The following is a 25,668-nucleotide window of genomic DNA, read 5'->3' as shown; positions in this document are numbered from 1 at the left end:
CTACTTCCCTGGAATTATGTTACAATTAGTATATCACAGATTTGAAAGAAACTGAAAACTTATGAAAAAAATTCTGGCCCTCCACACTGGAGGAACCATTTCTATGCAGACCGACAATCAGGGGAGCGTCTCTTCTAGTTCCCACAATCCTATGGCCAGTCTTTCTACTCCCTTGGACACTATTCAGGTAGTGTCTGTTGATTTTTTGAACCTGCCAAGTCCCCATATTCGATTGGAACACATGATGGCGCTCTACCAAGAAATCAAGCGACAGGCGGATGAATTTGACGGCTTTGTCATCACTCATGGCACCGATACCTTGGAAGAGACAGCCTATTTCTTGGATACCATGGCCATTCCTCAAAAGCCAATTGTTATCACAGGAGCCATGCGCTCTTCCAATGATTTGGGTAGTGATGGTGTCTATAATTATCTGACAGCCCTGCGTGTCGCCGCAGATGAAAAGGCGGCAGATAAGGGGGTTCTGCTGGTCATGAACGATGAAATCCATGCCGCAAAATATGTGACCAAGACCCATACGACAAATGTTTCTACTTTCCAGACTCCGACCCACGGTCCTCTGGGGCTTGTAACCAAACGGGAAATCCTCTTTTTCAAAACTGCTGAGCCACGTGTTCGCTTTGATTTGTCAGAAATTGCAGGAACCATTCCTATCATCAAAGCTTTTGCAGATATGGAGACCATTCTCCTTGATTCTCTAGACCCTGGTAAACTTTCCGGCCTTGTGATTGAGGCCCTTGGAGCTGGAAATCTGCCTCCATCTATCTTGCCAGCAATCCACCGCTTGCTGGCAGCAGGAATTCCGATTGTGCTGGTTTCTCGTTGCTTTAACGGTATTGCCGAGCCTGTCTACGCCTACCAGGGAGGCGGTATCCAACTAGAGCAAGAAGGTATCCTCTTTGTCAAGGAGCTGAATGCTCAAAAAGCCAGAATCAAGCTCTTGATTGCCTTAAATGCAGGTCTGAAGGATCAGGAATTGACTGACTATATACAGGGATAACACTTGTCTTACGGACCAATAAAAATGGAGGTTCCTATGTACCAAACGCTTCTCTTCGACTTAGACGGAACATTGACCGATTCTGGTCCCGGCATTATCCATTCGGCTGCCTATGCCTTGGAAAAAATGGGCATTGCTGATGACAATTCCAGTCACTTGTCTCGCTTTATCGGACCACCTCTTTACGAATCATTTGCCCAGTTTTATGGACTGAATGCGACAGAAACCCAGCAGGCAGTCGATTATTTTCGGGAATATTTTACCAGCAAGGGAATGTTTGAAAACCATCCCTATCCCGGTATTCCGGAATTGTTGGGCAAATTGCAAGAGCAAGGAAAAACACTCCTCATCGCCACTTCAAAACCAGAAATCTTTGCCAAACAAATATTGGCCCATTTTGAATTGGACCGCTATTTTACAGTCATTGCAGGCGCAAGTTTGGATGACACGCGCACCAATAAGGGGCAGATTATTGCCTATGCGCTGGACCAACTGGAAAAAATCAATGGCAAAGCTGTCATGATTGGTGACCGTAAACATGATGTCAGCGGTGCCAAGCAACACCAGCTCGACAGTATCGGTGTCCTGTATGGCTATGGTGACCGAGAGGAATTGACAACTGCTGGTGCCAGCCACATTGTCCAAACGGTGGAAGAACTGGAAGATTTGTTGGGGTAGATACTTTTTTCGGATTTTTTCACAAACTAAAAAGCTCGTGATGAGCTTTTTTTAGTAGTCACTAATTTCTCGGCGGTCGCTGGTTTTACTGACTTTTCCTTGACGAACTTGCAAAACAGCTTCGATTTCTTCCAAGCTCACGCCAGTTTCCACCAGCAGAACAGCCATATGATAGAGCAAATCAGCTGTTTCATTGGCAATTTCTTCCTTGTCGGCGTTTTTGGCGGCAATCACAACTTCTGTCGCCTCTTCCCCAACTTTCTTGAGAATTTTATCCAAGCCTTTGCCGTACAAGTAGTTAGTATAGGACCCTTCTTTTGGATTACGCTTACGGTTCAGGGCTTCATGGTACAAGGTTTCTAGCATATCTGCTCCTTTCTTAGAGTATGTTTTCAAAAAAGCAACTATAGGCACCCGTATGGCAGGCAGCCCCTACTTGCTCGACGGAAATGAGCAGGGTGTCGCGGTCACAATCTGTTTTGATGGATTTAACCGTCTGAAAATGCCCACTGGTTGCACCCTTGTGCCACAATTCCTGACGCGACCGGCTCCAGTAATGCATCTGTTTGGTTTCCAAGGTCTTTTGATAGGATTCTTCATTCATATAAGCCAGCATCAAGACCAGACCTGTCTCATGGTCAGTGACAATCACAGGCACCAGTCCGTCTTGCTTGGCAAAATCAATACTAATCATTTAATCGCACCTCAATTCCATTCTGGCGCATAGCTGATTTGGTTTCAGCAATACTGACTTGGCCATAATGAAAGATGGATGCTGCCAGTGCTCCAGTCGCCGGTGTCTGTTCAAATACCTCAAGGATATGGTTCGTATTACCAGCGCCACCCGATGCAATGATGGGAACCGTCACCACGCTCGCCACAGCATTGAGCATGTCCACATCAAAGCCTGACTTGGTCCCGTCTTTGTCCATGCTGGTCAAAAGGATTTCGCCAGCTCCGAGCTCGACGACCTTTTTGGCCCAATATAGTAAATCTAGACCGGTATCCTTGCGACCACCAGCCACGTAGACATGCCAAGTTCCATCTACCTCCTTGCGCGCATCAATAGCGACCACAACACATTGGCTGCCGAATTTTTCAGCACATTCTTTGATCAAGGATGGATTGGCCACCGCCGATGAATTGACCGATACCTTGTCAGCCCCTGCCTTGAGCATCTTGTTCATATCATCGACGGAACGAATGCCACCGCCAACGGTAAAAGGAATAAAGACTTGGTCTGCCACGCGCCGCACCATGTCCACAGTCGTTTCGCGTTCTTCATGCGTCGCAGTAATATCAAGAAAAACCAATTCATCACAGCCTGCCTCGTAGTAGGCTTTTGCTGTGTCCACAGGGTCTCCCACATCCGTCAAGTTGACAAAATTGACCCCCTTGACTACCCGACCGTTCTTGACGTCCAGACAGGGGATAATGCGTTTTGCTAACATGATTAACCTCCAAATTGCTGCAAGTCGTCCAAGCTAACCTTGCCGCTGTAATAGGCCTTGCCGACAATGGTTCCAGAAACACCGATTTGCGCCAGCTCCACCAAGTCGCTCATGGAATGGATACCACCAGAAGCAATGACATCTGCCTCTGTCAAGGTCGCCTTCAATTTTCTGTAATGGTCAAAATTAGGACCTGTCAAGGTACCGTCGCGGTCCACATCGGTGTAGACAAAAAGCCGCACACCAATCTTTTCCATCTCCTTGGCCAAGCTCATATAATCTACTTGACTGGTTTCTAGCCAACCTTCTGTTGCGACAAAGCCATTTTTGGCATCGATGCCCACGACAATGGCCTGACTCCCAAAACGCTTCAAGGCTTGCTTGACAAAATCTGGGTTTTTAACAGCCATAGACCCAATAATGACACGGTCAATGCCCGCATCCAGATAGTCCGCAATCTGGTCCAAGGTGCGAACGCCACCTCCAACTTGAATGCGGAGACCGGTCTCGCTTTTCAAACTGGCAATCAAATCCCTATTGGTCGCATGTCCCTCTAAAGCACCGTCCAAATCTACCACGTGAATAAAGTCAATCCCCGCAGCCGCAAATGTTTTGGCTTGGTCTAATACATCTGGGTTAACAACGGTCTCCTGATTAAAGTCTCCTTTAAAGAGACGCACTGCCTTCCCATTTCGAATATCAATCGCTGGATAAATCTGCATATCTTCCCTCACTATTTCTGACATAATGCCGCAAACTTTGTCAAAATGCCAAGCCCAACCTGACCTGATTTTTCAGGGTGAAACTGCGCCCCAAAGACATTTCCTTTTGAAATCATTGCTGGAATTTCCCTGCTATAATCCGCTGTTGCGTCGATATATTCAGGCGCTACATCGGTAAAATAACTGTGAACAAAGTAAACCGACTGGTCATCAAGCCCATCTGTCAGTGGATTTTTCTGCTTGACTTCCAACTGATTCCAGCCCATGTGGGGCACAGGATAGCCCTCTTTAGCTGGAATAGGACGACAAACACCGGGAATGAGGCCCAAACCCTTGGTCGGCTGGTGTTCCAAACCTTGGTCTAAGAGCAACTGCATGCCTAAACAAATGCCCAAAAAAGGCTTGCCAGCCGCCACAGCTGTCTGAATAGCTGGGAGCAGTTGGCGTTTTTCTAATTCAGCCATAGCCGACGGAAAGGCACCGACTCCCGGTAAAATCAAACCTGTAGCCGACAAAATTTTCTCAGGATCCGCCGTCAATTCCGCAGCTACACCGATTTTTTCCAAGGCCCGCAGGACATTGGCTGTATTTCCAGCATCGTAATCAATCACTCGTATCATATTACAAGAGTCCTTTTGTTGAATTGACACCCTTAATATCAGGGTTGATGGTAATGGCTTCGCGAAGAGCTCGACCTGTTGCCTTGAAGAGACTTTCAGCCTTATGGTGACTATTTTGCCCGTGCAAAATCTTCAAATGCAGATTCATCTGCAGGTTGAAAGCCAAGGCTTGGAAGAATTCTTCGACCAATTCCGTATCAAAATCGCCTAATTTTGGATTGTCAAAAGTCGCATCGAAGACCAAATAAGAGCGTCCAGACAAGTCTAGACTAGACATTCCCAGCGTCTCATCCATAGGCACAAAAGAAGTCCCGTAACGATTGATACCGACCTTGTCGCCCAGAGCTTCCTTGATGGCTTGTCCAAGAACAATCCCGACATCCTCAACCGTATGATGGCTGTCCACCCACGTATCGCCGTCTACATGGACAACTAGAGACATGCGGCTGTGGCGGGCAAAAAGGGTCAACATGTGGTCAAAAAAGCCCACACCCGTCACAATCTCAACCGGTTCCTGCACATCCAAATTAACCGTCAACTTAATTTTTGTTTCAAAGGTATTGCGTTCAATGCTTGCTGTTCTCATGATGTTCTTCTTTCTTTACTATATTAGAAGCTGTATTCGCAGATCGGTACCTGACGTGTGAATACTGTCTCTTATTTCTTCACTCTATCCAAAATCTCAATCACCTGATACAAATTTTTCTCATTGATTTGATAAGGAGCCTGTTCCTGCACAATGGGTTTGGCGCAGAAGGCGATGCCGATACCAGCTGCCTGAATCATGGGCAGATCGTTGGCACCATCGCCCACTGCAATCGTATCTTGCATGTCGAGACCATTTTCTGCCGCCCAAGTTCTGAGCATGGTTTCCTTAACATCCTTGGTCACAATGTCGCCGGTCACGCGTCCTGTCAAAACTCCGTTGACAATTTCTAGCGTATTAGCCTTAACATAGTCCAAATTGAGCCGTTCCGCCAACACATTGACCGTCTGATGAAAACCACCTGACACGACGGCTACCTTGTAACCCCGCTTGTGGAGCTCTGCTACCAGTTCTTCTGCTCCCGGTGTGAAATGAATGCGCCCTAAAATGCGGTCCAAAACCGTTTCGGACAAGCCCGCCAGCAAACCAACGCGTTCACGCAAGGCTTCTTCAAAATCCAATTCCCCTCGCATGGCGCGCTCGGTAATGTCCGCGACTCGCTGACCGAGACCAGCTTCTTCGCCCAGCAGGTCAATACCTTCTTCCATGATCAGGGTGCTGTCCACATCCATGACCAATAATCCCTTAACTTTCTTCATTTCTCACCTCAATGGCCCGTGCATGAGCAGCCAATCCTTCTGAATAGGCCAAATTTGTAATGGCCTGACCAGCCTCTTGCACGGCTTTTTTACTATATTGTGTGTATTGTATTCGTTTGATAAAATCATAGACACCCAACGCTGAATAGAAACGGCTGGTGCCTGAAGTTGGCAGAACATGATTGGTCCCTGCATAATAATCCCCAATCGGCTCACTGGTATAATGACCCAAGAAAATGGACCCCGCATGCTTGACCAAGGAGAGATACTCATAGGCATCTTCCATAGCAATTTCCAAATGTTCAGGCGCCACCAAATTCATCAAGTCAAACATGGCTTCTACTGTGTCTGTCACGATAATGCGTCCGTTCTGCTCAATGGATGCCCGCGCAATTTCCTCACGCGGCAAGGTCTGCAATTGCCGCTCGATTTCTAGCTCGACTTGCTCAGCCAAGACTTCCGAATTGGTCACCAAAATCGCACGCGCCAAGCGATCGTGCTCCGCCTGTGACAACAAATCCGCCGCTACAAAAACAGGATTTGCCGTCTCGTCTGCGATAATACCAATCTCAGATGGACCAGCAATCATATCAATTCCAACCAAGCCATAGACCAATTTCTTGGCCGTTGCAACATAGATATTGCCTGGCCCGGTAATTTTATCCACCTTGGGAATGGACTGCGTTCCATAAGCTAGCGCGGCTATCCCGTGGGCTCCGCCAACCTGATAAATCTTATCCACTCCAGCCAATCTTGCTGCCACCAAAATCGCTGGATTGTAGGTCTCTTGTGGCGGGGTAATCATGATGATTTCCTCCACACCAGCAATTTTTGCAGGGATGACATTCATCAAGACCGAAGAAGGATAGGCGGCTGTTCCTCCCGGAACATAGACACCCACTCGCTCTAGGGGACGAATGAGTTGCCCACGAAGGACGCCTTCAGACGGTTGGTCCTCAAAACCTACTTCCACCTGTTGCTGGTGGTAGGAAGCGATATTGGCTTTGGCACCTTCTAAGGCTGAGAGAATGTCTGGTTCAATCTGCTCAAAAGCTGCATCTATTTGCGCTTGACTGACTTCTAAGTCATCGAGCTCGATCCCGTCAAACTGGAGATTGTAGGCTTTCAGAGCTGCATCTCCTTCACGAGCGACCCGTTCCATGATTTCCTTGACGGTCTCTTCTACGGAGACCGTTTCTGCATTCAGCGCCACTTGTTCTTGATAGAGCAAGGCCGCAATGTCTTGACTTGTTCCACTTAAGCGTTTCATCTAAAAGGTACCTCCTCATTTCCGACAATGTCTTCTAATTTCTTGATAAATGATAGCACTTGAGGCTTATTCTTGATGCTGGCTTTATTGACAATCAAACGCGAGGAAATCCGACAAATATCTTCAAAGACCACTAAACCATTGGCCACCAAGGTATTGCCCGTCTCCACAATATCGACGATGGCATCGGCCAGTCCCAGAACAGGAGCAATTTCCACACTACCTTGAATAGAAATAATCTCGACATCCTCGCCCTTTTGCTTAAAATGTTCCAGGGCAACTGTTGGATACTTGGTCGCAATCCGCTTCCGCTTGTGATCACTGGGATTGTAAGTTGGAACAGAGGCAACCGAGAATTTACACAAGCCAAAGTTCAAATCCAACATTTCCAAAAATCCTGCAGAATGCTCAATCAAGACATCCTTGCCGACAACGCCCATATCTGCCACTCCGTGGCGAACATAGGTCGTTACATCCGGAGCCTTGACCAGTAAAAAGCGAAACTGCCCATCAGGGCTTTCAAAAATCAAATTCCGCCCCTTATCGGCCATGAAAGACATATCAAAACCCGCCTTTTCCAGAAGAGCCAAGGTTTCCTTCTCAATCCGCCCCTTGGTCAAGGCAATGGTAATCTGATCACCCATTTACTTCCCTCCTTGATAGTCTAAATCCTGTCGAATGGCTTGGTAAATGGCATCAATTTCCAAGGCCCAACCGATAGCCGTCAGCTCCTTGGCTCCAAACTGCTCAAAGAGCTTGTCATACCGCCCACCTGATAAAAAGGCGTCTGGCAATTGCTGGTCAAAAACCTTGAACATCATACCTGTATAGTATGGAACCGTCGGAAGTTGGGCCAAATCCACTGTGACAGGCCCCAAATCAATTTCTGCCATGGCGATAAATGCTTCTAATTGGTCAAAAGCCTGCAATAATTGCGCGTTCTGCGACACCTGCCGGGCTTCTGCCAAGACCGCCTCTGCCTCTCCAAACAAGTAAGGCAAACGACTGATGAAACCATCAAATTCACTCGGATGCTGCTTGGTAAATTCGTGGAGCTTGGTAATATTTTTATCCCGAATATGGAGGGACAAATCATCCGCCACCTCATAAGTTAGTTCCAATTGCTGAAAAATCGTCTTGAGGATGGCTGCATGCGAAAACTCAAATTTGTAGTCTTTCAACCCCGAACGTTCCAAGGCTTGTTTGGCACTAGAAATGGCTTCAGCATAGGCCTCCTGTACAGGGTAGCCAATGATTTCAATCCCGGCTTGAGTGCGTTCATTTTCCAAGCCCCGCATGGCTTCTTGACTGCGAAAGACCTTGCCCGAATAAGAAAATTTAATAGGCGTCTGCACCCGAGTTGAAGCAATGACACGGGCTACTTGGCTAGTAATATCCGGCCGCAAGCTCAGAAGATGGCCTCTCTTGTCAAAAAGGTGATAATTATTGGTATCGACAGTATCTGAAAAGACTTCAAAATGCTCCAAGGTCGGCGTTTCAATCCGATGAAAACCGCGCTCTATCAATAGGTCGCTGACCGTCCGCTCAATTTCATAGGTGGTACGAGCGCGTTTGAAAAGCTTGTCGTGCAGTCCTTGTGGCAATGTTCGATTGTTCATAGGCACCCTTCCTTTATCCTTGCTAAGACCTGCTCCATCTCCTCTTGTGTGCCGATGGAGATGCGTAGTCTATCTTTTATGCGTTCTTGGTTTGGAAAATACCGGACATAAATCTGCTCCTCTTCCAAGTGCTTGAACAGTTCTCCCGCACTAACACGAGATGGTCGCACTAGGAGGAAATTGGTTGCTGACGGCAAAACGTCAAAGCCAAGTCTGGTCAATTCTTCCGCAAACCAATCGCGCGTTGCCATAATCTTCCGGCAGGTCTCTTCGTAATTGGCCCAATCCTTGACCGCAGCCAAAGCCAAAGCTTCCGAAATGGCATCCACATTGTAAGGATTGATGGCATTGCGCACCGCTTGAATAACACCTATCAGCTCCTTGGAACCTATGCCGTATCCGACACGCAAACCCGCTAGTGATGCATCCTTGGAGAAGGTCCGCGTAATGAAGAGATTGGGGTATTTGTCCAAAAGCGGAATAGCTGTCTGCCCGCCGAAATTGACATAAGCCTCATCAACGATGACAACGACCTGCGGATTAGCCTTCAGAACCTCCTCAATATCGCCCAGAGACTGGAAGCATCCCGTCGGAGCGTTGGGATTGGTCAAAATCACTCCCCCACATTCTCTCTGATAATCTGCCACTCGCCAGCTAAAATCCTCCGCCAGCGGTATCTCTTTAAAAGGTACCTGATACAAATTAGCCCAGACCTTGTAAAAGCCGTAGGTCAAATCTGGAAACAAAATCGGTTGCTCCGTTTGAAAGAAGGACAGAAAAGCCATAGACAAGACGTCATCCGAACCATTGCCAATGACAAATTGGTCTGCCTCCAAACCATGTTGCTCCGCCAAGGCCTGACGAAGTTCCGCCTGATCCAGACTCGAATAGCGACGTAGGTTTGTCGCATCAAAATCAGCCAAAGCTGCAACTACCGCTGGACTTGGTCCATAGGCATTCTCGTTGGTATTAAGTTTAATCATATTGGCCACCTGTGGTTGCGCTCCAGCCACATAAGGCGTAATCTTTCTAAGCCCTTTTATTTTCATGTCATTACCTCTCAAACGATAAAAACCACGCGCAAGGTCCTTGTTTCAGGACGCTTACACGTGGTTCCACCTTCATTCAGACATACGTCGCCGTATATCCCTCAGGAAGTCAAAGACTTCAGTCCGTAACGTAGACAGACGTCAATCACTACTAGGTTCAACACCGTTGGCAATTGCACTCAAGAATGTGTGCCCAAACCGATGTATCCTTTCAGCAACTAGATACTCTCTGAAGAATGGTCTGGGATTGTTTCTCTCATCGCTTTTTATTTTGTACTATTTTACCAAATTTTTGATAAATTGCAAGAATTATCAGATTTTTTTTATTCCATTTCCCTTGATTTCCGAACTTGTCGCTCAAAAGCGATTTTGTTACAATAGAAAGAAAGGAGAATTACCATGAGAGACAACCACCTGCATACCCACCACTCCTACGATTCCAAGGTGCGATTTCAAGATTATCTTGAGCATTACAGCGGCGAAATCGTGACGACGGAGCATTTTGATTTGTCCAATCCCTATAGCAAGCAGGATGATATTCCTGATTATGAGGCCTATTCCCAAGAAATTGCTGTGCTTAATGAAGACTATGGTAAGCGCATCAAGAAAGGCATTGAAATCGGCTATTTCCAACCGCGGGAAACCGATATTCTAGCCTACTTAGCAGACAAAGACTTCGACCTCAAATTATTATCCGTCCATCACAACGGAGTTAACGATTATCTAGACGAAGAAGTGGCAGATATGGACAAGATGGCGGTCATGACCGATTATTTGGACCGCTTGGAATATGCCGTCGGACGGGTTCCAGCTGACGTCTTGGCGCATTTTGACTACGGTTTCCGCCTCTTTGATGTGACTGTTCAAGAACTAGAGACTTTTGAGCCCCAGCTCATCCGCATTTTCAAGAAAATGATAGCGCATGATTTAGCCTTTGAACTCAATGCCAAGAGCATCTACCTCTATCACCACGAAGAACTGTACCGTTACGCTCTTCAATTGGTCAAAGAACTAGGTTGCCACCGCTATTCTCTGGGCTCCGACGGACATGTCTTGGAACATTTTCAACTGGGCTTCGAGAAGATGTTGCAGATGCTAGAAGACTACGGAATTCCAGAAGAAGAGATTATAAATTTATAATTATTGGCAAACCTCGGCTGAGAAAAAGCCTGTCTCAATCATATATAGAATAAAAAGCGATCAAGATTAGATTTTCTGACTATCAGAATACTAACTTGTTCGCTTTTTGAATTTTAATGGTTGCTAGATAGGATTCCCTATTTTAAGAATCCTTGGTGGGAGTACCAATGCAAAAAGTAGCCCTAAAGCTACTTTGGATGTGTTGTATACTTTATTATAATTTTAACTCGCTACCGCAAGTCCTTATCTCCAACTTCAGTTGGTGAGAGTTCCTGCGGAACTCCTAGCTACATATCGTTTTCTTACAGAAAACGACGAACGTGGAAGGCACGGAATTATTATAAGATTACAAAGAAGAGCGACTGCCGTCGCTCTCTATTTCCAACGAGCGTTGGCATTTGTGTGCTCCAAATAGCTTCTTAGCTATGTGGAGCTACACAAATTAGCCAACACTCCCCTCCATCTCATAGGCAATCAGTCTGTTGAGTTCGACTGCGTATTCCATTGGGAGTTCTTTGGTGAATGGTTCGACAAAGCCCATGACAATCATCTCTGTGGCTTCAGATTCAGATAGGCCGCGGCTCATGAGGTAATAGAGTTGTTCCTCTGAGATTTTTGATACTTTGGCTTCGTGTTCCAGGGCCACTTGTGAGTTGTGGATTTCGTTGAACGGGATAGTGTCCGACTTGGAAATGTCGTCCATGATGATGGTATCACACTCGATGTGGCTGATTGATTTTGCCGAGTTTTTGGCAAAAGTTACTTGACCACGGTAGTTAACTTCTCCACCGCCACGGGCAATAGATTTGGATACGATAGACGAGGAGGTCCGTGGTGCATTGTGAATCATCTTGGCACCGGTATCCTGTACCTGACCCTTGTTAGCAAAGGCAATGGACAACATGGTTCCACGCGCGCCTTCTCCTTCCAGATAAACGGCCGGGTATTTCATGGTCGTCTTGGCACCGAGGTTTCCGTCAATCCACTCGACCGTAGCATTTTTCTCTGCGCGAGCACGCTTGGTTACGAGGTTATAGACATTGTCAGACCAGTTCTGGATGGTCGTGTAGCGCATGTAGGCACCTTCGTGGGCAATGATTTCCACGATGGCAGCGTGCAGGCTAGCAGTCGAATAGGTCGGCGCTGTACAGCCTTCGACGTAGTGAACACTTGCTCCCTCATCCACAATAATCAGCGTCCGCTCAAACTGACCTGTTCCTTCGTTGTTGATACGAAAATAAGTCTGCAATGGAATATCTAACTTGACGCCTTTTGGCACGTAGATAAAGGTACCACCTGACCAAACGGCTGAGTTGAGGGCGGCCAGTTTATTGTCTGATGGCGGAACGAGTTTTCCAAAGTATTTTTTGAAGAGCTCTGGATGTTCCTTGAGAGCCGTGTCAGTATCTGTAAAGATAATGCCGTGCTTGTCGTACTCTTCCTTCATGTTGTGGTAAACCACTTCTGATTCGTACTGGGCAGAAGCACCTGCCAGGTAAGCACGCTCAGCTTCTGGGATACCGATGCGTTCAAAGGTTTCCTTGATTTTGTCTGGTACATCATCCCAGCTACGTGCCGGTTTATCCGATGGTTTTTGATAGTAAACAATATCATCAAAATCCAGTTCAGATAGGTCTGCACCCCAAGTCTGCATAGGCATTTTCTTGAAGGTCTCATAGGACTTGAGACGGAATTCCAGCATCCATTCAGGCTCGCCTTTGATACGGGACATTTCACGAATAACTTCTTCGTTCAACCCCTTACCAGTCGAAGCTACCAGTTCCACGTTTTCATCATGGAAACCGAATTTATATTCCCCAAGATCAATCGGGGTTGGTTCAATTCTTTCTTCTGACATAATATAAGATACTAAGCCCTATAAATCTTGGGCCTGTTCAGTTCAGTTTACTTAACTAAACCAAACAATCCTTTCTGTATTATTTGTTTATTCTTAGCTGACATGGCTGTCCATTGCCTTTTTGAGGGCATTCCAGGATAGGGTCGCACATTTAATTCGCTGTGGAAATTTGGCAACACCCGCTAGAAGCGCGGCATCTCCCAATTCTTTTTGCTTGTCGTCTTGCTGACCTTGGACCATTTGAGAAAAGACTTCCGCCAGTTCTTGGGCTTGGTCCAGACTCTTTCCGAGAACGGCCTCTGTCATCATAGAGGCCGAGGCTGTGGAAATGGTACAGCCGACACCATCAAAGGCAATGTCTGTGATGACATTATCCTCGATTTTGACAGACAATTCAATGACATCGCCGCAGGTGGGATTATGCAATTCAAGCTTTTCGACCCCTGAGAGGCTACCATGATGGCGAGGAGATTTGGAATGCTCTGACACAACGGCCATATAGAGCGAGTCTAACCTAGATAGGGCCATTGAAAAACTCCTTTGTTTTGAGCAAGGCATCGACCAGCTTGTCGCAGTCAGCCTTGGTATTGTAAATATAGAAACTTGCCCGAACAGTCGCCGGCACCTGCAGATAACTGAGAAGCGGTTGGGCACAATGATGACCTGCTCGAACAGCAACGCCTTCATAATCCAAGGCAGTCGCCACATCGTGTGGGTGCAAATCATCCAGATTAAAGGCAATCAAACCTGTCCGCTTACTGACGTCCTGGCTACCGTAAATGGTCAAGCCGGGAATGGCCTGCAATTTTGGCCAGATGTAAGCAATCAATTCTTCCTCGTGCTGCTGGACATGCTCCATGCCGATGTCATTTAGGTAATCAATGGCAGCTGCAAGTCCGATAGCACCCGCAATATTAGGTGTCCCCGCTTCGAATTTCCAAGGTAGTTCCTTCCAAGTTGCGTATTGTTCATAGACAAATTCAATCATTTCACCCCCGAATTCGACAGGAGACATTTGTTCTAGCAGTTCTTGTTTGCCATAGAGGACACCAATACCAGTTGGTCCCAACATCTTGTGTCCTGAGAAGGCAAAGAAATCTACGTCCAAATCCTGCACATCAATAGCTATATGCGGAGTTGATTGGGCACCGTCCACTACCAAGTAGGCACCGACCGCGTGCACCAGCTCTGCTATTTCCTTAATGGGCGCAACTGAGCCCAAAACATTGGAAATATGGGCTAGAGAGACAAACTTGGTCTTTTCAGACAGGACTTCCTTCAGGACGTCCATGTCGATCTCGCCATTTTTCAAGGTAACATAGCGGAGCTTGGCCCCTGTTTTCTGGCAGGCCTGCTGCCAAGGAATGATATTGGAATGGTGCTCCTGAACCGAAATGATGACCTCGTCGTCTGCTTGGAGAAAATCTCTAGCAAACTGAGCCACCCAATTGAGTCCCGTCGTCGTTCCTCGGGTAAAGAGGATTTCCTTGCTAGACTTAGCACGGATAAAATCAGCTACCGTCTGGCGCGCCGCCTCATAACGGGCCGTTGAGCGCTCAGACAAGGTATGCACTCCACGGTGGACATTGGCATTGTCCTTCTGGTAATAGTCTGCCAAGACATCCAATACCTGCTGCGGCTTTTGCGTCGTTGCGGCATTATCCAGATAAACCAGCGGCTCATCATTAACAATTTGGTCTAAAATGGGAAAATCTGATTTACACTCTTCTAACATGACTATCCCTCACTTCTTTATCCTTTTTTCAAAGCGGAAAACTCCCTGCGGAAATTGTTCCAGCATATCCTGTTCCTCTTTCCCTTCCAAAAACATTACTTTATGGAAGGCATTGAAGTATTCAACAATGCGAAAACCGCATCGATTGACATAGAAATGGATATTGCGTTGGTCATAGTAAGGTGTGATGGTTTGCCAAACCTTGACCTGTGGAAAGGTCGCTTCCACCACTTGCCAGGTCGCAAATCCAATGCCTCGGCCATGGACTTCTGGTGAAGTAAACAGGGTTTCTAGTTCTCCCTGTTCACCATCTAAGACGAGAACAAGGCCGCCTACTCGCTGATTTTCCAGTACTATCCAGTAGGCTTGTCCATGTTCCAAAGACATGAGAACCGTTTCACGCGCTATGACCTGGCCTTCCTCCTCAAAGAAGGTATGGCGTTCTCCTAATTCTTCCAAAGCTCCGAAGTTAAACGATACTTGATTTGCCAGGATAAACGCATCCCAATCCGACTTGGCAAGGGATTCTAATGTAACTTGAATCTCTCCTTGTTTCATCTTAGCGTTTTGACAAGCTATCTTCAATCACATCAATCATCTGGTCGCGGACTTCCTTGACTGGGATTTCTGTGATAACAGCTCCCAAGAACCCACGGATGACCAGACGCTCGGCTGTCGCGCGATCCAAACCACGGCTCATGAGATAATACATATCCTCTGGGTCCACCTGACCGATAGAAGCTGCGTGACCGGCCGTGACTTCATTCTCATCAATGAGAAGGATTGGGTTAGCGTCGGAACGCGCCTTGTCAGACAGCATAAGGACGCGGCTTTCCTGCTGGGCATCTGCTCCCTTGGCACCACGAATAATGTGTCCAATGCCGTTGAAGGTAAGAGTACCACTTTCCAAAATAACCCCGTGTTGCAGGATATGACCGACCGAATTATTGCCGTAGTTAGTCACGCGGGTATCGACACCCTGAACCTGACGACCAGCTGACAGGCCGACCACCTTGAGATTAGCATGGCTACCATTTCCCTTGAGGTCTGCATCCAAGTCAGCGACGACATTTCCTTTGTTAAGGAGGCCAATGGCCCAGTCCACGCTGGCATCGTTGCCAATGGTCGCACGGCGAGTCAAATAGGTATCCAGGTGCTGCCCCAAGCGGTCAATGGCTGAGAACTTAATCTGGCTTCCTGCCTGGGCAATCACTTCGACCACAATGTTGGCAGAGGTTTTCACCGCGTCGTCACCAAGGCTCTCAAATCGTTCTAAATAATTGAGCTTGGTGTTCTTGCCTGCGATAATCAGTACGCGCTTGTTAAAAGCCACGCCACTTGTCGCGTCTTGGTAGAAAATACCTTCGACAGGCTGGTCAATTTCAACATTATCCGGAATGTAAAGAACGGCTGTCGAGTTGAAATAGGCTGTATTGTAGGCAGCCAATTTGTGCTCGTCGTAGGCTACTGCTGAGCCCAAGTATTCCTCGATGACATCCGGAATGACTTCCAAAGCCGAAGTGAAGTCTGAAAAGACTACTCCTTTTTCGACAAGGTCTGCTGGTAATTGTTCCAAAAGCGTCTGGCTACCGACTTGCACCAGCATAGGATTGTCACCTAGAGCTGTGAAATCCGGTACGTTTCCTACTGCATCGTTGATGGCTAAACTGCCGTCACCCAAATTCCAACGGTGAAATTTTACCCGCTCGATAACTGGCAAGTCCAGCTCTGCTATTTTCCCAAAAGCCGCCAAACGTAGGTCTGTCAACCATGTTGGCTCGGCCTGTTGGAGTGAAAATTCTTGTATCAATTCTTTGGTCATAGGTTCCTCCAAAGACTTAAATGTCATCTTCTTTGTAGTCGATGCCAAGCTCAGCAGCTACCTTAACATAGCCTTCTTTTTCCAAGCGTTGCGCCAATTCAGGGCCGCCTGACAGGACGACACGACCTTCCATCATGACATGGACCACATCAGGCGTGATGTAGTTAAGCAGGCGTTGGTAGTGGGTGATAATCATGGCACCAAAACCTTCGCCACGCATAGCGTTGATGCCTTTTGATACGACCTTGAGGGCGTCAATGTCCAAACCTGAGTCAATTTCGTCCAGAAGGGCAAAAGTTGGCTCCAACATGAGCAATTGCAGGATTTCGTTGCGTTTTTTCTCACCACCAGAGAAACCTTCGTTGAGGTAACGCTCAGCCATTTCCTCTTTCATATTGAGGAGTTCCATTTTCTCGTCCAACTTGGTGATGAAGTCGCGGACGTTGATTTTGTCCTCGTCTTCCTTGCCAGCATTCATAGCTGCACGGAGGAATTCTGCATTGGTAATACCCGGAATTTCAGATGGGTACTGCATGGCCAAGAAAAGACCCATACGAGCGCGCTCATCCACTTCCAATTCCAAGATATTGACACCGTCAAAGAGGACTTCCCCTTGCGTCACTTCGTAGCTTGGATTGCCCATGATGGCTGCTGAAAGGGTTGATTTACCGGTACCGTTTGGTCCCATGATGGCTGCAATTTCACCTGTTTTGAGGGTCAAATTGACACCCTTGAGGATTTCCTTGCCTTCAATTTCCACATGAAGGTCTTTGATTTCTAATACTGACATGGTATGCTCCTTTATTTTTCTGTCCTGTCCCTTATACATGCTGGGAAAAACTGCCCAGGCAGCTCCCCCCTTGACGCACATAAAATCTCATTGTCTGGAAATTTTAATGAACAGTATCTATCATAGTATATCAAAAAAAGAGCCAATCGGCTCTTTCCATGTTTCTAGACTTAATCTTTCTTCTGATTTCTCCGAATAATTCGTCTTTCTTTCCAGTCTGCTATCCGTTCTTGTCGATAGCCGCTGTTGCCAATAAAGCGTAGAAGATTGAGGAGGGGCGTTCGATTTTCACCGAAAATACCGATGAGTTCACAAAAGAGAACCAGGCCGAATCCTGCAGATAAGATCAACAATACACCGCCGACACGACTGGACACATTGAACAAGAGGGAAATCAATGAGAATAAAAAGGAAATCCCATAGATAACCAAGACTGTTCCCCGATGGGTCAAACCCAGGGACAGGAGGCGATGGTGGAGATGCATCCGGTCTGCTTCATAAATTTTCTTGCCCGACAGGGTTCGACGAATAATGGCCACAACCGTATCTGTAATCGGTACTCCAAGAATAATCATAGGCGTCACAACAGCTACAGCGGTCGAATTTTTCAGACCTTGGAGGGACAAAACACCAATCATGAAGCCAATAAAGAGGGCTCCCGTATCACCAAGATAAATAATGGCCGGATTGTAATTATAGGGCAGAAACCCAACAATCGCAACAACCAAGACAAATAAGGTCAAGGTCAAATAAATCTCGCTCTCCACCAGGAAGAAATAGGAAACCAGGCCCATGGTGGTCAGCGAAATAATCGATACCCCTGAAACCAGCCCGTCCAAGCCGTCAATCAAATTAACCGCATTGGTAATGGCTACAATCCAGAGCATGGTGAGGAAAAAGGACAACCAGGTCGGAAACTCAATATAGGGGCCACCAAAAGGCAGTTTAAAGGCATCAAAATGGAAATCCGTGAAGAACCAAATGACTAGGGCCGCAGCTGTTATCCCAAGGAATTTGGGCAAAGGACTGAGCTCCTTGATATCATCCACCAAGCCTGTCACCACCACCATACCACTCGCCAGAACCAAGGGAAGAACGTAGTCAAAATAGGTTCCCTTATGGCTCACATAGGTAACGATTTGCGGTAGAAAGAAGAGAACCGCAGCCGAAAAGGTGATAAAAATAGCTAGGCCACCAGCCGTTGGCATGGGTACCTTATTAATTCTGCGGGCATTTGGATGGTCCACCGCCCCAATTTTAAAAGCCAGAAAACGGATCAGAGGCGTCAGAATGACCGAGGTAATCAAGGTTCCAATCAGGATGAGGACATATTTCAAAGCAAAAGGCATCATGCAAGACTTACCTTCTTCAATTCCTCAACAGCGGCTAGAGGCAACAAGACTTGGCCATGTTCCTGCAGAACAGGACGGGTCACGGTAGAGTCGTCCGTGTATTCCAACATTCTAGACAGGAGGTAATCTGGATAATCTGCGGAACGGTCACTCACATCCAAGAGGACAGTCATAAAGTAGTCATCGTTCATCTTGTAGAGCTCTGATTCTTCAAAATCCACATCGATGGCCTGGGCGAATTGAACCACTTCGTGCAAATGATCAAAGTGCAGAACGTAGTAGATATAGGGCTCTGCCTCTTCTTCAGCCTCTATATCTGCCAGACGCTGTACCGCATCCTTGTCATAGGCGCTCTTATCTTTCAGGGTTTTCTCCAAAGACTGAAGAAAATCCGCCGGCGTCATCTGACTGACCTCATCGAGATTATCAAAGTCAGCCAAGTCCTCAAAGTTGATGTGCTTATCAATCTCTGACTTGGTTACAAAAATATCGACCTTGTCAGGCTTGGGCGTTACGCGAAAACTGAGCATGCCACTTTCTCGAAATGTCAGGGGCAACTCCAATTCATCTAAAACAGAATAAAAGAATTCCTCCGTCTTCTCATGGGGCATAAGAAAATCCGCAATCTCCATGCCTCTTTCTTCCAAATCATCTAATAGAATAGTGATTTTCAAGGTCGAATCACTAATTTGTTTTACTTTCATACTTACCTCATACATCTGCCTAGATTTTCCAACAAATAGGCCACATTCTCATACAAATCTCTCACCATTATACTAAATTGCCGTCGGAAAAACAAAAGAAAAGCAGGACAGCCTGCTTTTAGGAAATAAACTTCAAGAAAGAATAAACCAATAGAATGGCCCCCAGGATAATCCGATAGTAACCAAACACTGTAAAATCATGTTTCTTCACATAATCTGTCAGCATCCGAATGACAACGACAGAAACAAGATAGGCCGTTACCGATGCGACCAAGAGAATCAGGACCTGTTCAAAGTTGAGCGTATTGCCGTCGATAAAATACTTGACCGCCTTGAGCCCGCTATAGCCAAACATGGTAGGAATAGCCAAGAAGAAGGTAAAGTCGGCCGCCACCGAACGACTGGTCCCAAGAATAATGGCCCCCAAAATCGTCGCCCCAGAACGGCTAGTCCCTGGAATAATGGCCAAAACCTGGAAGAGACCGATAAACAGAGCCGTCTTATAAGGCATGGACGCCAAGTCCGTCACTGTAGGCTGGACTCTCTTATTGCGCTCTTCAATCCAGATAAAGGCAATACCATAGACAATCAAGGCAATGGCGATGGGCACCATAAAGTTGAAGTGGGCCTCAAACCAGCTATCAAAGGGCAGGGCCACCAAGATGGATGGAATACAAGCAATGACAACCTTGGCCCATAGCTGCCAGGTTAACTGAATCTCACGCTTGCTTTTGCCAGGCTGAAAAGGATTAAGGCGATTGAAATAGATGGTCATAACAGCCAAAATCGCCCCCAACTGGATAACAATGTTGAACATCTCCACAAAGCTATTCGACTGGTTGAACTGAATAAATTCCTGGACCAAAATCAAATGACCAGTAGAGGAAACTGGCAACCATTCCGTAATTCCTTCAACAATGCCTAAGAAAATGGCTTTCAATAATTCGATAAACATAGGATACTCCTTTTAAGAACCTGCATTGACCAGCGAGCGATACCATAGGAAAGAGATAACTTGCTCACCAGGGACTTTTTTATAAAAGATACTTTTAATTCTTTAAAACCAATCATGCTCTAGATACTTTAGACATTATACCACGAAAGATGAGAGAAACAAAGAGCCAAATATAGTTTGATGCTATCGCTCAAAGAACATTTATACAATAATTGTGAATAAAAAAGCAATCGTATTGAAATTTTTCAGAATTTTTTATACAATGGTACAATACATTTTATTAGGAGATATTATGAAACATAAACTCAGTATTTTCCTGCTGACCCTGCTGACTGTTTTCTCAGTCACTACAGGCGTTCGTGCAGATGAATACCTGCGTGTCGGGATGGAAGCTGCCTATGCACCTTTCAACTGGACCCAGGAAGACGACAGTAATGGTGCTGCCCCTATCGAAGGGACCAACCAATACGCTAACGGATACGACGTGCAAATCGCCAAAAAAATTGCAGAATCCATGGACAAGGAACTCTTGGTGGTCAAAACCAAGTGGGAAGGTCTGGTTCCAGCATTGACTTCTGGTAAGATTGACATGATCATCGCCGGGATGAGCCCAACAGAAGAGCGCAAGAAAGAAATCGCCTTTTCTGACAGCTACTACACTTCCATTCCGACATTGGTAGTTCGTGCAGATAGTCAATATGCAACAGCCAGCAAACTGGCTGACTTTGCAGGTGCAAAAATCACTGCGCAACAAGGTGTCTACCTCTACGACCTGATTGACCAGATCGAAGGCGCAAACAAGCAGACAGCCATGGGGGATTTCTCGCAAATTCGTCAGGCCCTGGAGGCTGGTATTATTGATGCCTACGTGTCTGAGCGTCCGGAAGGCCGTACCGCTGAGGCTGCTAATAAGGCTTTCAAGATGGTCGAGCTTTCAGAAGGTTTTGAAACCAATGCCGAGGACGTGACCATTGCAGTCGGTATGCGTAAGGATGATGCACGACTTGCACAGGTCAACCAAGTCCTTGCGACCATTTCTGAAGACGACCAAGTTGCATTGATGGACAATATGATTGAAAATCAGCCGGTCGAAGAAGCAACCGACGCGCAACCAAGCTTCTTTACACAGGTCTGGAATATCATCGTCAACAACTGGCAACAACTCCTACGCGGAACTGGTATGACCCTCTTGATTTCCATCTTGGGTACCATCATCGGTACGCTAATTGGTCTTTTGATTGGTGTCTTCCGCACTGCTCCAAAAGCTGAAAACAAGGTCGCTGCTATGGGACAAAAAGTTCTCGGTTGGCTGATTAATATCTACATTGAGGTATTCCGTGGTACCCCAATGATTGTACAATCTATGGTTATCTACTACGGTACCGCCCAGGCCTTTGGGCTTAACCTAGACCGCACTCTGGCAGCTATTTTCATCGTTTCTATCAACACTGGTGCCTACATGAGTGAAATTGTCCGCGGTGGTATCTTCGCTGTTGACAAGGGGCAATTTGAAGCAGCAACTGCGCTTGGATTTACCCACAATCAAACCATGCGTAAGATTGTCTTGCCACAGGTTATCCGCAACATTCTTCCAGCAACTGGTAACGAATTTGTCATAAATATCAAGGATACATCTGTCCTCAACGTTATCTCTGTGGTTGAGCTTTATTTCTCAGGAAATACTGTCGCGACCCAGACTTACCAATATTTCCAAACCTTCACTGTGATTGCCATTATCTACTTCATCTTGACCTTCACTGTAACCCGCATCCTGCGTTCTGTCGAAAAACGTTTCGATATGGACAATTACACGACAGGTGCCAACCAAATGCAAATCGAGGAGGTTCCACATGTCTAATACCATCCTGGAAATCAAGAATCTGAAAAAATCCTACGGTCAAAACCAAGTCCTCAAGGACATTTCAGTAACCGTTGAAAAAGGCGAGGTTATCTCCATTATCGGCTCTTCCGGTTCTGGAAAATCAACCTTCCTCCGTTCTATCAACCTTTTGGAAACACCGACGGAAGGCACCATCCTATACCACGGTCAAGACGTTTTGGCCAAGGGCTATGACCTGACCACCTACCGTGAGAAATTAGGCATGGTTTTCCAATCCTTTAATCTCTTCAACAACCTCAATGTTTTGGAAAATGCTATCGTGGCCCAAACGACCGTTCTCAAACGTGACCGCGCTGAAGCAGAGAAAATTGCCAAAGCCAACCTCAACAAGGTCGGCATGACCGAGCAATACTGGGCCGCTAAACCAAGCCAGCTCTCTGGTGGACAAAAGCAACGGGTAGCCATTGCACGCGCCCTATCAGTCGATCCAGAAGTTATTCTCTTCGACGAACCAACTTCTGCCCTTGACCCAGAAATGGTGGGTGAAGTTCTCAAAACCATGAAAGAATTGGCCGAGTCTGGCTTGACCATGGTCATCGTGACCCACGAAATGGAATTTGCCCGCGACGTTTCAGACCGTGTCATCTTCATGGACAAGGGCGTCATCGCCGAAGAAGGCACACCTCAACAAATCTTCGAAAATCCAAAAGAAGAGCGAACCAAAGAATTCTTGAAACGTTTCCTCGGTTAAGCCTTGATACCAGCTCTAGCTGGTATTTTTTTGGGCTCCAATACACTTCAAAAGCAAACCAGGTCCCTGTTGCCACAGTATGAAGCCTGGGAGTCACTGCCTTCAGGACACATCTTGTTGGCCCCCTTTTTCCATCCTACTCTATTCCCCCGATTGCGGTATTATACTCAACTAAAATCAAAAAGAAAAGGCGCTAGGACTGAGGCAACAGTTCTAGCACCTAAACTTTAAAAATTTCAATTACAGTATAGTACAGGTAGTGATTTTTTGCGCTTTTTTACTATTTTTCAAATAAAAAAGAGAGGCATATGTACTGACCCCAAAAAGTTGGACAAATAATTATTGAAAGGATTTAGTTCTGTATTGGACAGGACTAAGTCCTTTTAATTTTGCTTTGATTCGTTTGTTGTTGTAGTAAAAAATATAATCTGTAATAGCTTCTTCAAGCTCGTCAAGTGATTGATAAGATGTCTCGAGTCCATAAAACATTTCAGATTTGAGAATGCCAAAGAAAGACTCCATCATCCCATTATCTGGGCTATTCCCTTTGCGAGACATGGATGGGCGAATGCCTTTGGTTTCCAAAAAGTAATGGTAAGACTGGTGCTGGTATTGCCAACCTTGATCGCTGTGGAGAATAGTCCCACTGTATAAATCTGCTGGAAAAGCCTTCGCAAGCATGGTTTGAACCTGTTTCAAGTCAGGTGACCGAGACAGGGTAAAATCAATAATCTCACTATTATAGCCGTCAAGAACAGGCGATAAGTAGAGTTTCCCTTCAGGCAAAGCAAACTCCGTCACATCGGTATAACATTTTTCATAAGGCTTAGATCCCTCAAACTGACGTTTAATCAGATTATCAGCCTTCTTACCCACCTCACCTTTGTAAGAAGCATACTTGCGCTTACGACGAATACGAGCCGCTAAGCCCATTACTGTCATCAAGCGCTGCACCTTTTTGTGGTTGATGAAGAAACCTCGATTTCTGAGTTCTAAATATATCCGACGATAGCCGTAATTACCTTTATGGTCATCATATATGGCTTGAATTTCAGCCTTAATTGCTTTGTTCTTTTCGGGTTTATCCAGTTGTTTGACTTGATAATAATAAGTTGAGCGAGGCATTTTAGCTGTCGCAAGTAGGAGGTCTAGTCGGAATCCTCCTTGGACCATATCTCTAATTGTTTCTGCTGTTCGCGCACTAGTGCTTCGTCCCTCAAGCGAAGTTCTCTCAACTTTTTTAGGAAGGCCACCTCAGTTCTAAGACGTTCATTTTCCTCTTGAAGGCGCTCTAATTCCGTCATTTCTTCCCAGGTTTTCTTGCGTTTACGTCCCATCTTGCTCGGTCTCCCTCTTGTTTTTTCAAGAATAGTATACCCGTTTTTCTTGTATTGTGCTATCCAATTGGGAAGCATTCCTCGATTTGGCAAGGCATAATCAAGGGAAACCGAGAGTTGAGAACACCCATGAATCAAGACCTTATCCATTATTTCTTGCTTTAATTCAGGTGAATAGTACCTATTTTTACCTTTTTCAACGATTTCCACGCCATATCGATCCATGAGTTTTATCATGTATGTGAGATTGGCAATAGTGACTTTGTATATCTGGCTAAGGTTGACCCACGACACGCCACTCTTTCTAAGCTCATATATTTCTAGTTTATCTTCATAACTTAATTTCATAAGAAAAACACCCCAATCGTTAGATTTTGTGTCTAACTTTTGGGGTGCAGTTCACATAGACCTCTCTTTCTTGTTTTTCTAGGTAAGTTTACCTAGATTAGTTTTCAAATTTTTTGTGGTTTTTGTCGTAAAAATCAATCAAGCCCAAAGCTGTCGCGAATGAGATGTTGTCGATTTTTGCACGTCCTTGTGCAAGAGCGATAACTGACATTTCACGAGCGTTGGTCTCTTTACTGATACGGTAACCAGTGATTTTCTTTTCACGTACCCAGTTTACAACTGCGGCAACTTTTTCGTAACTAGTCATGAGAAACCCCTTTCCTTTTTATTCGTGCAATTAAGTATAATACAGCTATGCTCATTTTGTCAAGTAAAGTATTCGGTTTTTACCAATTATTTGACAGAAAGAGCTGACAATATTTGAGTGCGAATGTCTTCAACACCCTCCGGATTGCCCGGTAAGAAGATTGTATTATTACCTCCTTGTGCAAAATTATTTAAGGTATCCAAGTATTGGTTGGTCAACAAGATAGACATAATCTGCTCTTCTGACATACTGACGTTGGAATCTTTCAATTCACGGATAGAATCTGCCAAGCCGTCAACAATAGCCTTACGCTGTTGGGCAATACCCACACCGTGCAGGCGGTCTTTTTCAGCTTCTGCCTCTGCAGCAGTGACAATTTTTATCTTGTCTGCCTCTGCCAATTCTTGGGCCGCAACCCGTTTCCGCTGGGCTGCGTTGATTTCGTTCATGGATTGCTTAACCTCTGCATCTGGCTCAACCTTGGTAATCAGGGTCTTGACAATGACGTAGCCGTAGGTGGACATCTCTTCTGCCACCTGCTTCTGCACTTCCAGGGCGATCTCATCTTTTTTCTCAAACAATTCATCCAGAGTCAATTTAGGCACAGATGAGCGCAGGGCATCCTCAATATAGGACTTGATTTGAGCCTCTGGGTGCATGAGCTTGTAGTAGGCATCTGTGACGTTATTTTCATTGACCCGGTATTGGGTCGCCACATTCATGGTCACAAATACGTTATCCTGGGTCTTTGTCTCAACCACGATTTCACTTTGCAACATCCGAAGCTGAATACGAGCCGCAATGACATCCACACCGAAAGGAATTTTAAAGTTAATCCCTGAGGTAGACGTTTTTTGGTACTTACCAAACCGCTCGACAATAGCCACCGTCTGCTGCTTGACCACATAGAGGCCAGAAATAATCAAAATCAAGGCCAGAAGCAGGACGAATAAGAGAGTAAACATAAACAATATAGGTGCCATAATAACCTCCT

General features: G+C 46.0%; 28 protein-coding genes. 5 read left to right on the top strand and 23 right to left on the bottom strand.

The features are described from left to right. The first annotated feature begins 61 nt into the window (after nucleotides 1-61). Together NQZ91_08935 and NQZ91_08930 are read left to right on the top strand one after the other, a co-directional pair. Nucleotides 62-1,021 (top strand): asparaginase, encoded by a 960-nt coding sequence (locus NQZ91_08935; GenBank protein UUM57465.1) that lies wholly within the window; start codon nucleotides 62-64, stop codon nucleotides 1,019-1,021. 36 nt (nucleotides 1,022-1,057) lie between these two features. Further along, nucleotides 1,058-1,699 (top strand): HAD family hydrolase, encoded by a 642-nt coding sequence (locus NQZ91_08930; protein UUM57464.1) that lies wholly within the window; start codon nucleotides 1,058-1,060, stop codon nucleotides 1,697-1,699. A gap of 51 nt (nucleotides 1,700-1,750) precedes the next feature. Here NQZ91_08930 and hisE read toward each other — a convergent pair whose 3' ends face one another. From hisE to hisC, 11 genes are all read right to left on the bottom strand, one after another. Further along, nucleotides 1,751-2,065, bottom strand: coding sequence for a phosphoribosyl-ATP diphosphatase (hisE, locus tag NQZ91_08925; protein ID UUM57463.1), 315 nt, complete (start codon nucleotides 2,063-2,065; stop codon nucleotides 1,751-1,753). 13 nt (nucleotides 2,066-2,078) lie between these two features. Then, a complete protein-coding gene (hisI, locus tag NQZ91_08920) occupies nucleotides 2,079-2,393 on the bottom strand; it encodes a phosphoribosyl-AMP cyclohydrolase (GenBank protein UUM57462.1) in 315 nt (104 codons plus the stop codon). Beyond that, on the bottom strand, nucleotides 2,386-3,150 hold the full coding sequence (gene hisF / locus NQZ91_08915) for an imidazole glycerol phosphate synthase subunit HisF (GenBank protein ID UUM57461.1): 765 nt from the start codon (nucleotides 3,148-3,150) through the stop codon (nucleotides 2,386-2,388). Before hisF ends, hisI begins: the two co-directional genes overlap by 8 nt. 2 nt (nucleotides 3,151-3,152) lie before the next feature. Beyond that, entirely contained in the window at nucleotides 3,153-3,872 is a 720-nt protein-coding gene (hisA, locus tag NQZ91_08910; GenBank protein UUM57460.1) for a 1-(5-phosphoribosyl)-5-[(5-phosphoribosylamino)methylideneamino]imidazole-4-carboxamide isomerase, read from the bottom strand. Between the two features lie 11 nt (nucleotides 3,873-3,883). Continuing rightward, nucleotides 3,884-4,492, bottom strand: a complete 609-nt coding sequence (gene hisH / locus NQZ91_08905; GenBank protein ID UUM57459.1) for an imidazole glycerol phosphate synthase subunit HisH — start codon at nucleotides 4,490-4,492, stop codon at nucleotides 3,884-3,886. A gap of 1 nt (nucleotide 4,493) precedes the next feature. Next, complete coding sequence (gene hisB / locus NQZ91_08900; GenBank protein UUM57458.1) at nucleotides 4,494-5,078, bottom strand: imidazoleglycerol-phosphate dehydratase HisB; 585 nt, start codon at nucleotides 5,076-5,078, stop codon at nucleotides 4,494-4,496. A 71-nt stretch (nucleotides 5,079-5,149) separates the two neighbouring features. After that, nucleotides 5,150-5,797 (bottom strand): phosphoserine phosphatase SerB, encoded by a 648-nt coding sequence (gene serB / locus NQZ91_08895; GenBank protein ID UUM57457.1) that lies wholly within the window; start codon nucleotides 5,795-5,797, stop codon nucleotides 5,150-5,152. Next, entirely contained in the window at nucleotides 5,784-7,067 is a 1,284-nt protein-coding gene (gene hisD / locus NQZ91_08890; protein UUM57456.1) for a histidinol dehydrogenase, read from the bottom strand. The genes serB and hisD overlap by 14 nt, the downstream gene beginning before the upstream one ends. Continuing rightward, nucleotides 7,064-7,711, bottom strand: coding sequence for an ATP phosphoribosyltransferase (gene hisG / locus NQZ91_08885; protein UUM57455.1), 648 nt, complete (start codon nucleotides 7,709-7,711; stop codon nucleotides 7,064-7,066). The genes hisD and hisG overlap by 4 nt, the downstream gene beginning before the upstream one ends. After that, the gene (locus NQZ91_08880) at nucleotides 7,712-8,686 is read right to left on the bottom strand and encodes an ATP phosphoribosyltransferase regulatory subunit (protein ID UUM57454.1); all 975 of its coding nucleotides are present in this window, start codon (nucleotides 8,684-8,686) and stop codon (nucleotides 7,712-7,714) included. Then, on the bottom strand, nucleotides 8,683-9,735 hold the full coding sequence (hisC, locus tag NQZ91_08875; GenBank protein ID UUM57453.1) for a histidinol-phosphate transaminase: 1,053 nt from the start codon (nucleotides 9,733-9,735) through the stop codon (nucleotides 8,683-8,685). Before hisC ends, NQZ91_08880 begins: the two co-directional genes overlap by 4 nt. Nucleotides 9,736-10,134: 399 nt before the next feature. Between hisC and NQZ91_08870 the strand changes: the two genes are divergently transcribed. Next, complete coding sequence (locus NQZ91_08870) at nucleotides 10,135-10,875, top strand: PHP domain-containing protein (protein ID UUM57452.1); 741 nt, start codon at nucleotides 10,135-10,137, stop codon at nucleotides 10,873-10,875. Between the two features lie 442 nt (nucleotides 10,876-11,317). On the opposite strand, the gene sufB is transcribed toward NQZ91_08870, so the two are convergent. The 9 genes from sufB to NQZ91_08825 all read right to left on the bottom strand — a co-directional run bounded on the left by sufB (nucleotide 11,318) and on the right by NQZ91_08825 (nucleotide 20,091). Further along, nucleotides 11,318-12,733, bottom strand: a complete 1,416-nt coding sequence (sufB, locus tag NQZ91_08865; protein ID UUM57451.1) for a Fe-S cluster assembly protein SufB — start codon at nucleotides 12,731-12,733, stop codon at nucleotides 11,318-11,320. Between the two features lie 93 nt (nucleotides 12,734-12,826). Next, nucleotides 12,827-13,261: an SUF system NifU family Fe-S cluster assembly protein gene (locus tag NQZ91_08860; protein UUM57450.1), complete on the bottom strand. Its 435-nt coding sequence runs from the start codon at nucleotides 13,259-13,261 to the stop codon at nucleotides 12,827-12,829. Further along, complete coding sequence (locus NQZ91_08855; protein UUM57449.1) at nucleotides 13,248-14,468, bottom strand: cysteine desulfurase; 1,221 nt, start codon at nucleotides 14,466-14,468, stop codon at nucleotides 13,248-13,250. The genes NQZ91_08860 and NQZ91_08855 overlap by 14 nt, the downstream gene beginning before the upstream one ends. Nucleotides 14,469-14,477: 9 nt before the next feature. Next, entirely contained in the window at nucleotides 14,478-15,026 is a 549-nt protein-coding gene (locus tag NQZ91_08850; GenBank protein UUM57448.1) for a GNAT family N-acetyltransferase, read from the bottom strand. A 1-nt stretch (nucleotide 15,027) separates the two neighbouring features. Continuing rightward, entirely contained in the window at nucleotides 15,028-16,290 is a 1,263-nt protein-coding gene (gene sufD / locus NQZ91_08845; protein UUM57447.1) for a Fe-S cluster assembly protein SufD, read from the bottom strand. A 16-nt stretch (nucleotides 16,291-16,306) separates the two neighbouring features. Continuing rightward, nucleotides 16,307-17,080 (bottom strand): Fe-S cluster assembly ATPase SufC, encoded by a 774-nt coding sequence (sufC, locus tag NQZ91_08840; GenBank protein ID UUM57446.1) that lies wholly within the window; start codon nucleotides 17,078-17,080, stop codon nucleotides 16,307-16,309. Nucleotides 17,081-17,250: 170 nt separating this feature from the next. Then, nucleotides 17,251-18,432: an undecaprenyl/decaprenyl-phosphate alpha-N-acetylglucosaminyl 1-phosphate transferase gene (locus NQZ91_08835; protein UUM57445.1), complete on the bottom strand. Its 1,182-nt coding sequence runs from the start codon at nucleotides 18,430-18,432 to the stop codon at nucleotides 17,251-17,253. Continuing rightward, nucleotides 18,429-19,136: an adaptor protein MecA gene (mecA, locus tag NQZ91_08830; GenBank protein ID UUM57444.1), complete on the bottom strand. Its 708-nt coding sequence runs from the start codon at nucleotides 19,134-19,136 to the stop codon at nucleotides 18,429-18,431. The genes NQZ91_08835 and mecA overlap by 4 nt, the downstream gene beginning before the upstream one ends. Nucleotides 19,137-19,254: 118 nt before the next feature. Continuing rightward, a complete protein-coding gene (locus NQZ91_08825; protein UUM57443.1) occupies nucleotides 19,255-20,091 on the bottom strand; it encodes an undecaprenyl-diphosphate phosphatase in 837 nt (278 codons plus the stop codon). A gap of 292 nt (nucleotides 20,092-20,383) precedes the next feature. Between NQZ91_08825 and NQZ91_08820 the strand changes: the two genes are divergently transcribed. Together NQZ91_08820 and NQZ91_08815 are read left to right on the top strand one after the other, a co-directional pair. Further along, nucleotides 20,384-21,949, top strand: a complete 1,566-nt coding sequence (locus NQZ91_08820) for an ABC transporter substrate-binding protein/permease (protein ID UUM57442.1) — start codon at nucleotides 20,384-20,386, stop codon at nucleotides 21,947-21,949. Continuing rightward, nucleotides 21,942-22,682: an amino acid ABC transporter ATP-binding protein gene (locus NQZ91_08815; GenBank protein ID UUM57441.1), complete on the top strand. Its 741-nt coding sequence runs from the start codon at nucleotides 21,942-21,944 to the stop codon at nucleotides 22,680-22,682. The genes NQZ91_08820 and NQZ91_08815 overlap by 8 nt, the downstream gene beginning before the upstream one ends. 339 nt (nucleotides 22,683-23,021) lie before the next feature. On the opposite strand, the gene NQZ91_08810 is transcribed toward NQZ91_08815, so the two are convergent. The 3 genes from NQZ91_08810 to NQZ91_08800 all read right to left on the bottom strand — a co-directional run bounded on the left by NQZ91_08810 (nucleotide 23,022) and on the right by NQZ91_08800 (nucleotide 25,657). After that, a protein-coding gene (locus tag NQZ91_08810) for an IS3 family transposase (GenBank protein ID UUM57440.1) occupies nucleotides 23,022-24,367 on the bottom strand; the annotation gives its coding sequence in 2 pieces (ribosomal slippage) (nucleotides 23,022-23,926 and nucleotides 23,926-24,367; 1,347 coding nt in all). Nucleotides 24,368-24,464: 97 nt separating this feature from the next. Beyond that, entirely contained in the window at nucleotides 24,465-24,674 is a 210-nt protein-coding gene (locus tag NQZ91_08805) for a hypothetical protein (GenBank protein ID UUM57439.1), read from the bottom strand. A gap of 86 nt (nucleotides 24,675-24,760) precedes the next feature. Continuing rightward, nucleotides 24,761-25,657: an SPFH domain-containing protein gene (locus tag NQZ91_08800; GenBank protein UUM57438.1), complete on the bottom strand. Its 897-nt coding sequence runs from the start codon at nucleotides 25,655-25,657 to the stop codon at nucleotides 24,761-24,763. Nucleotides 25,658-25,668: the final 11 nt, after the last annotated feature.

Origin of the sequence: Streptococcus suis (assembly GCA_024583055.1) — a bacterium.
Classification (GTDB): Bacteria; Bacillota; Bacilli; order Lactobacillales; family Streptococcaceae; genus Streptococcus; species Streptococcus suis_V.
The sequence above is the reverse complement of the archived record's forward strand: the minus strand, read 5'-3'. Positions and strand labels throughout refer to the sequence as shown.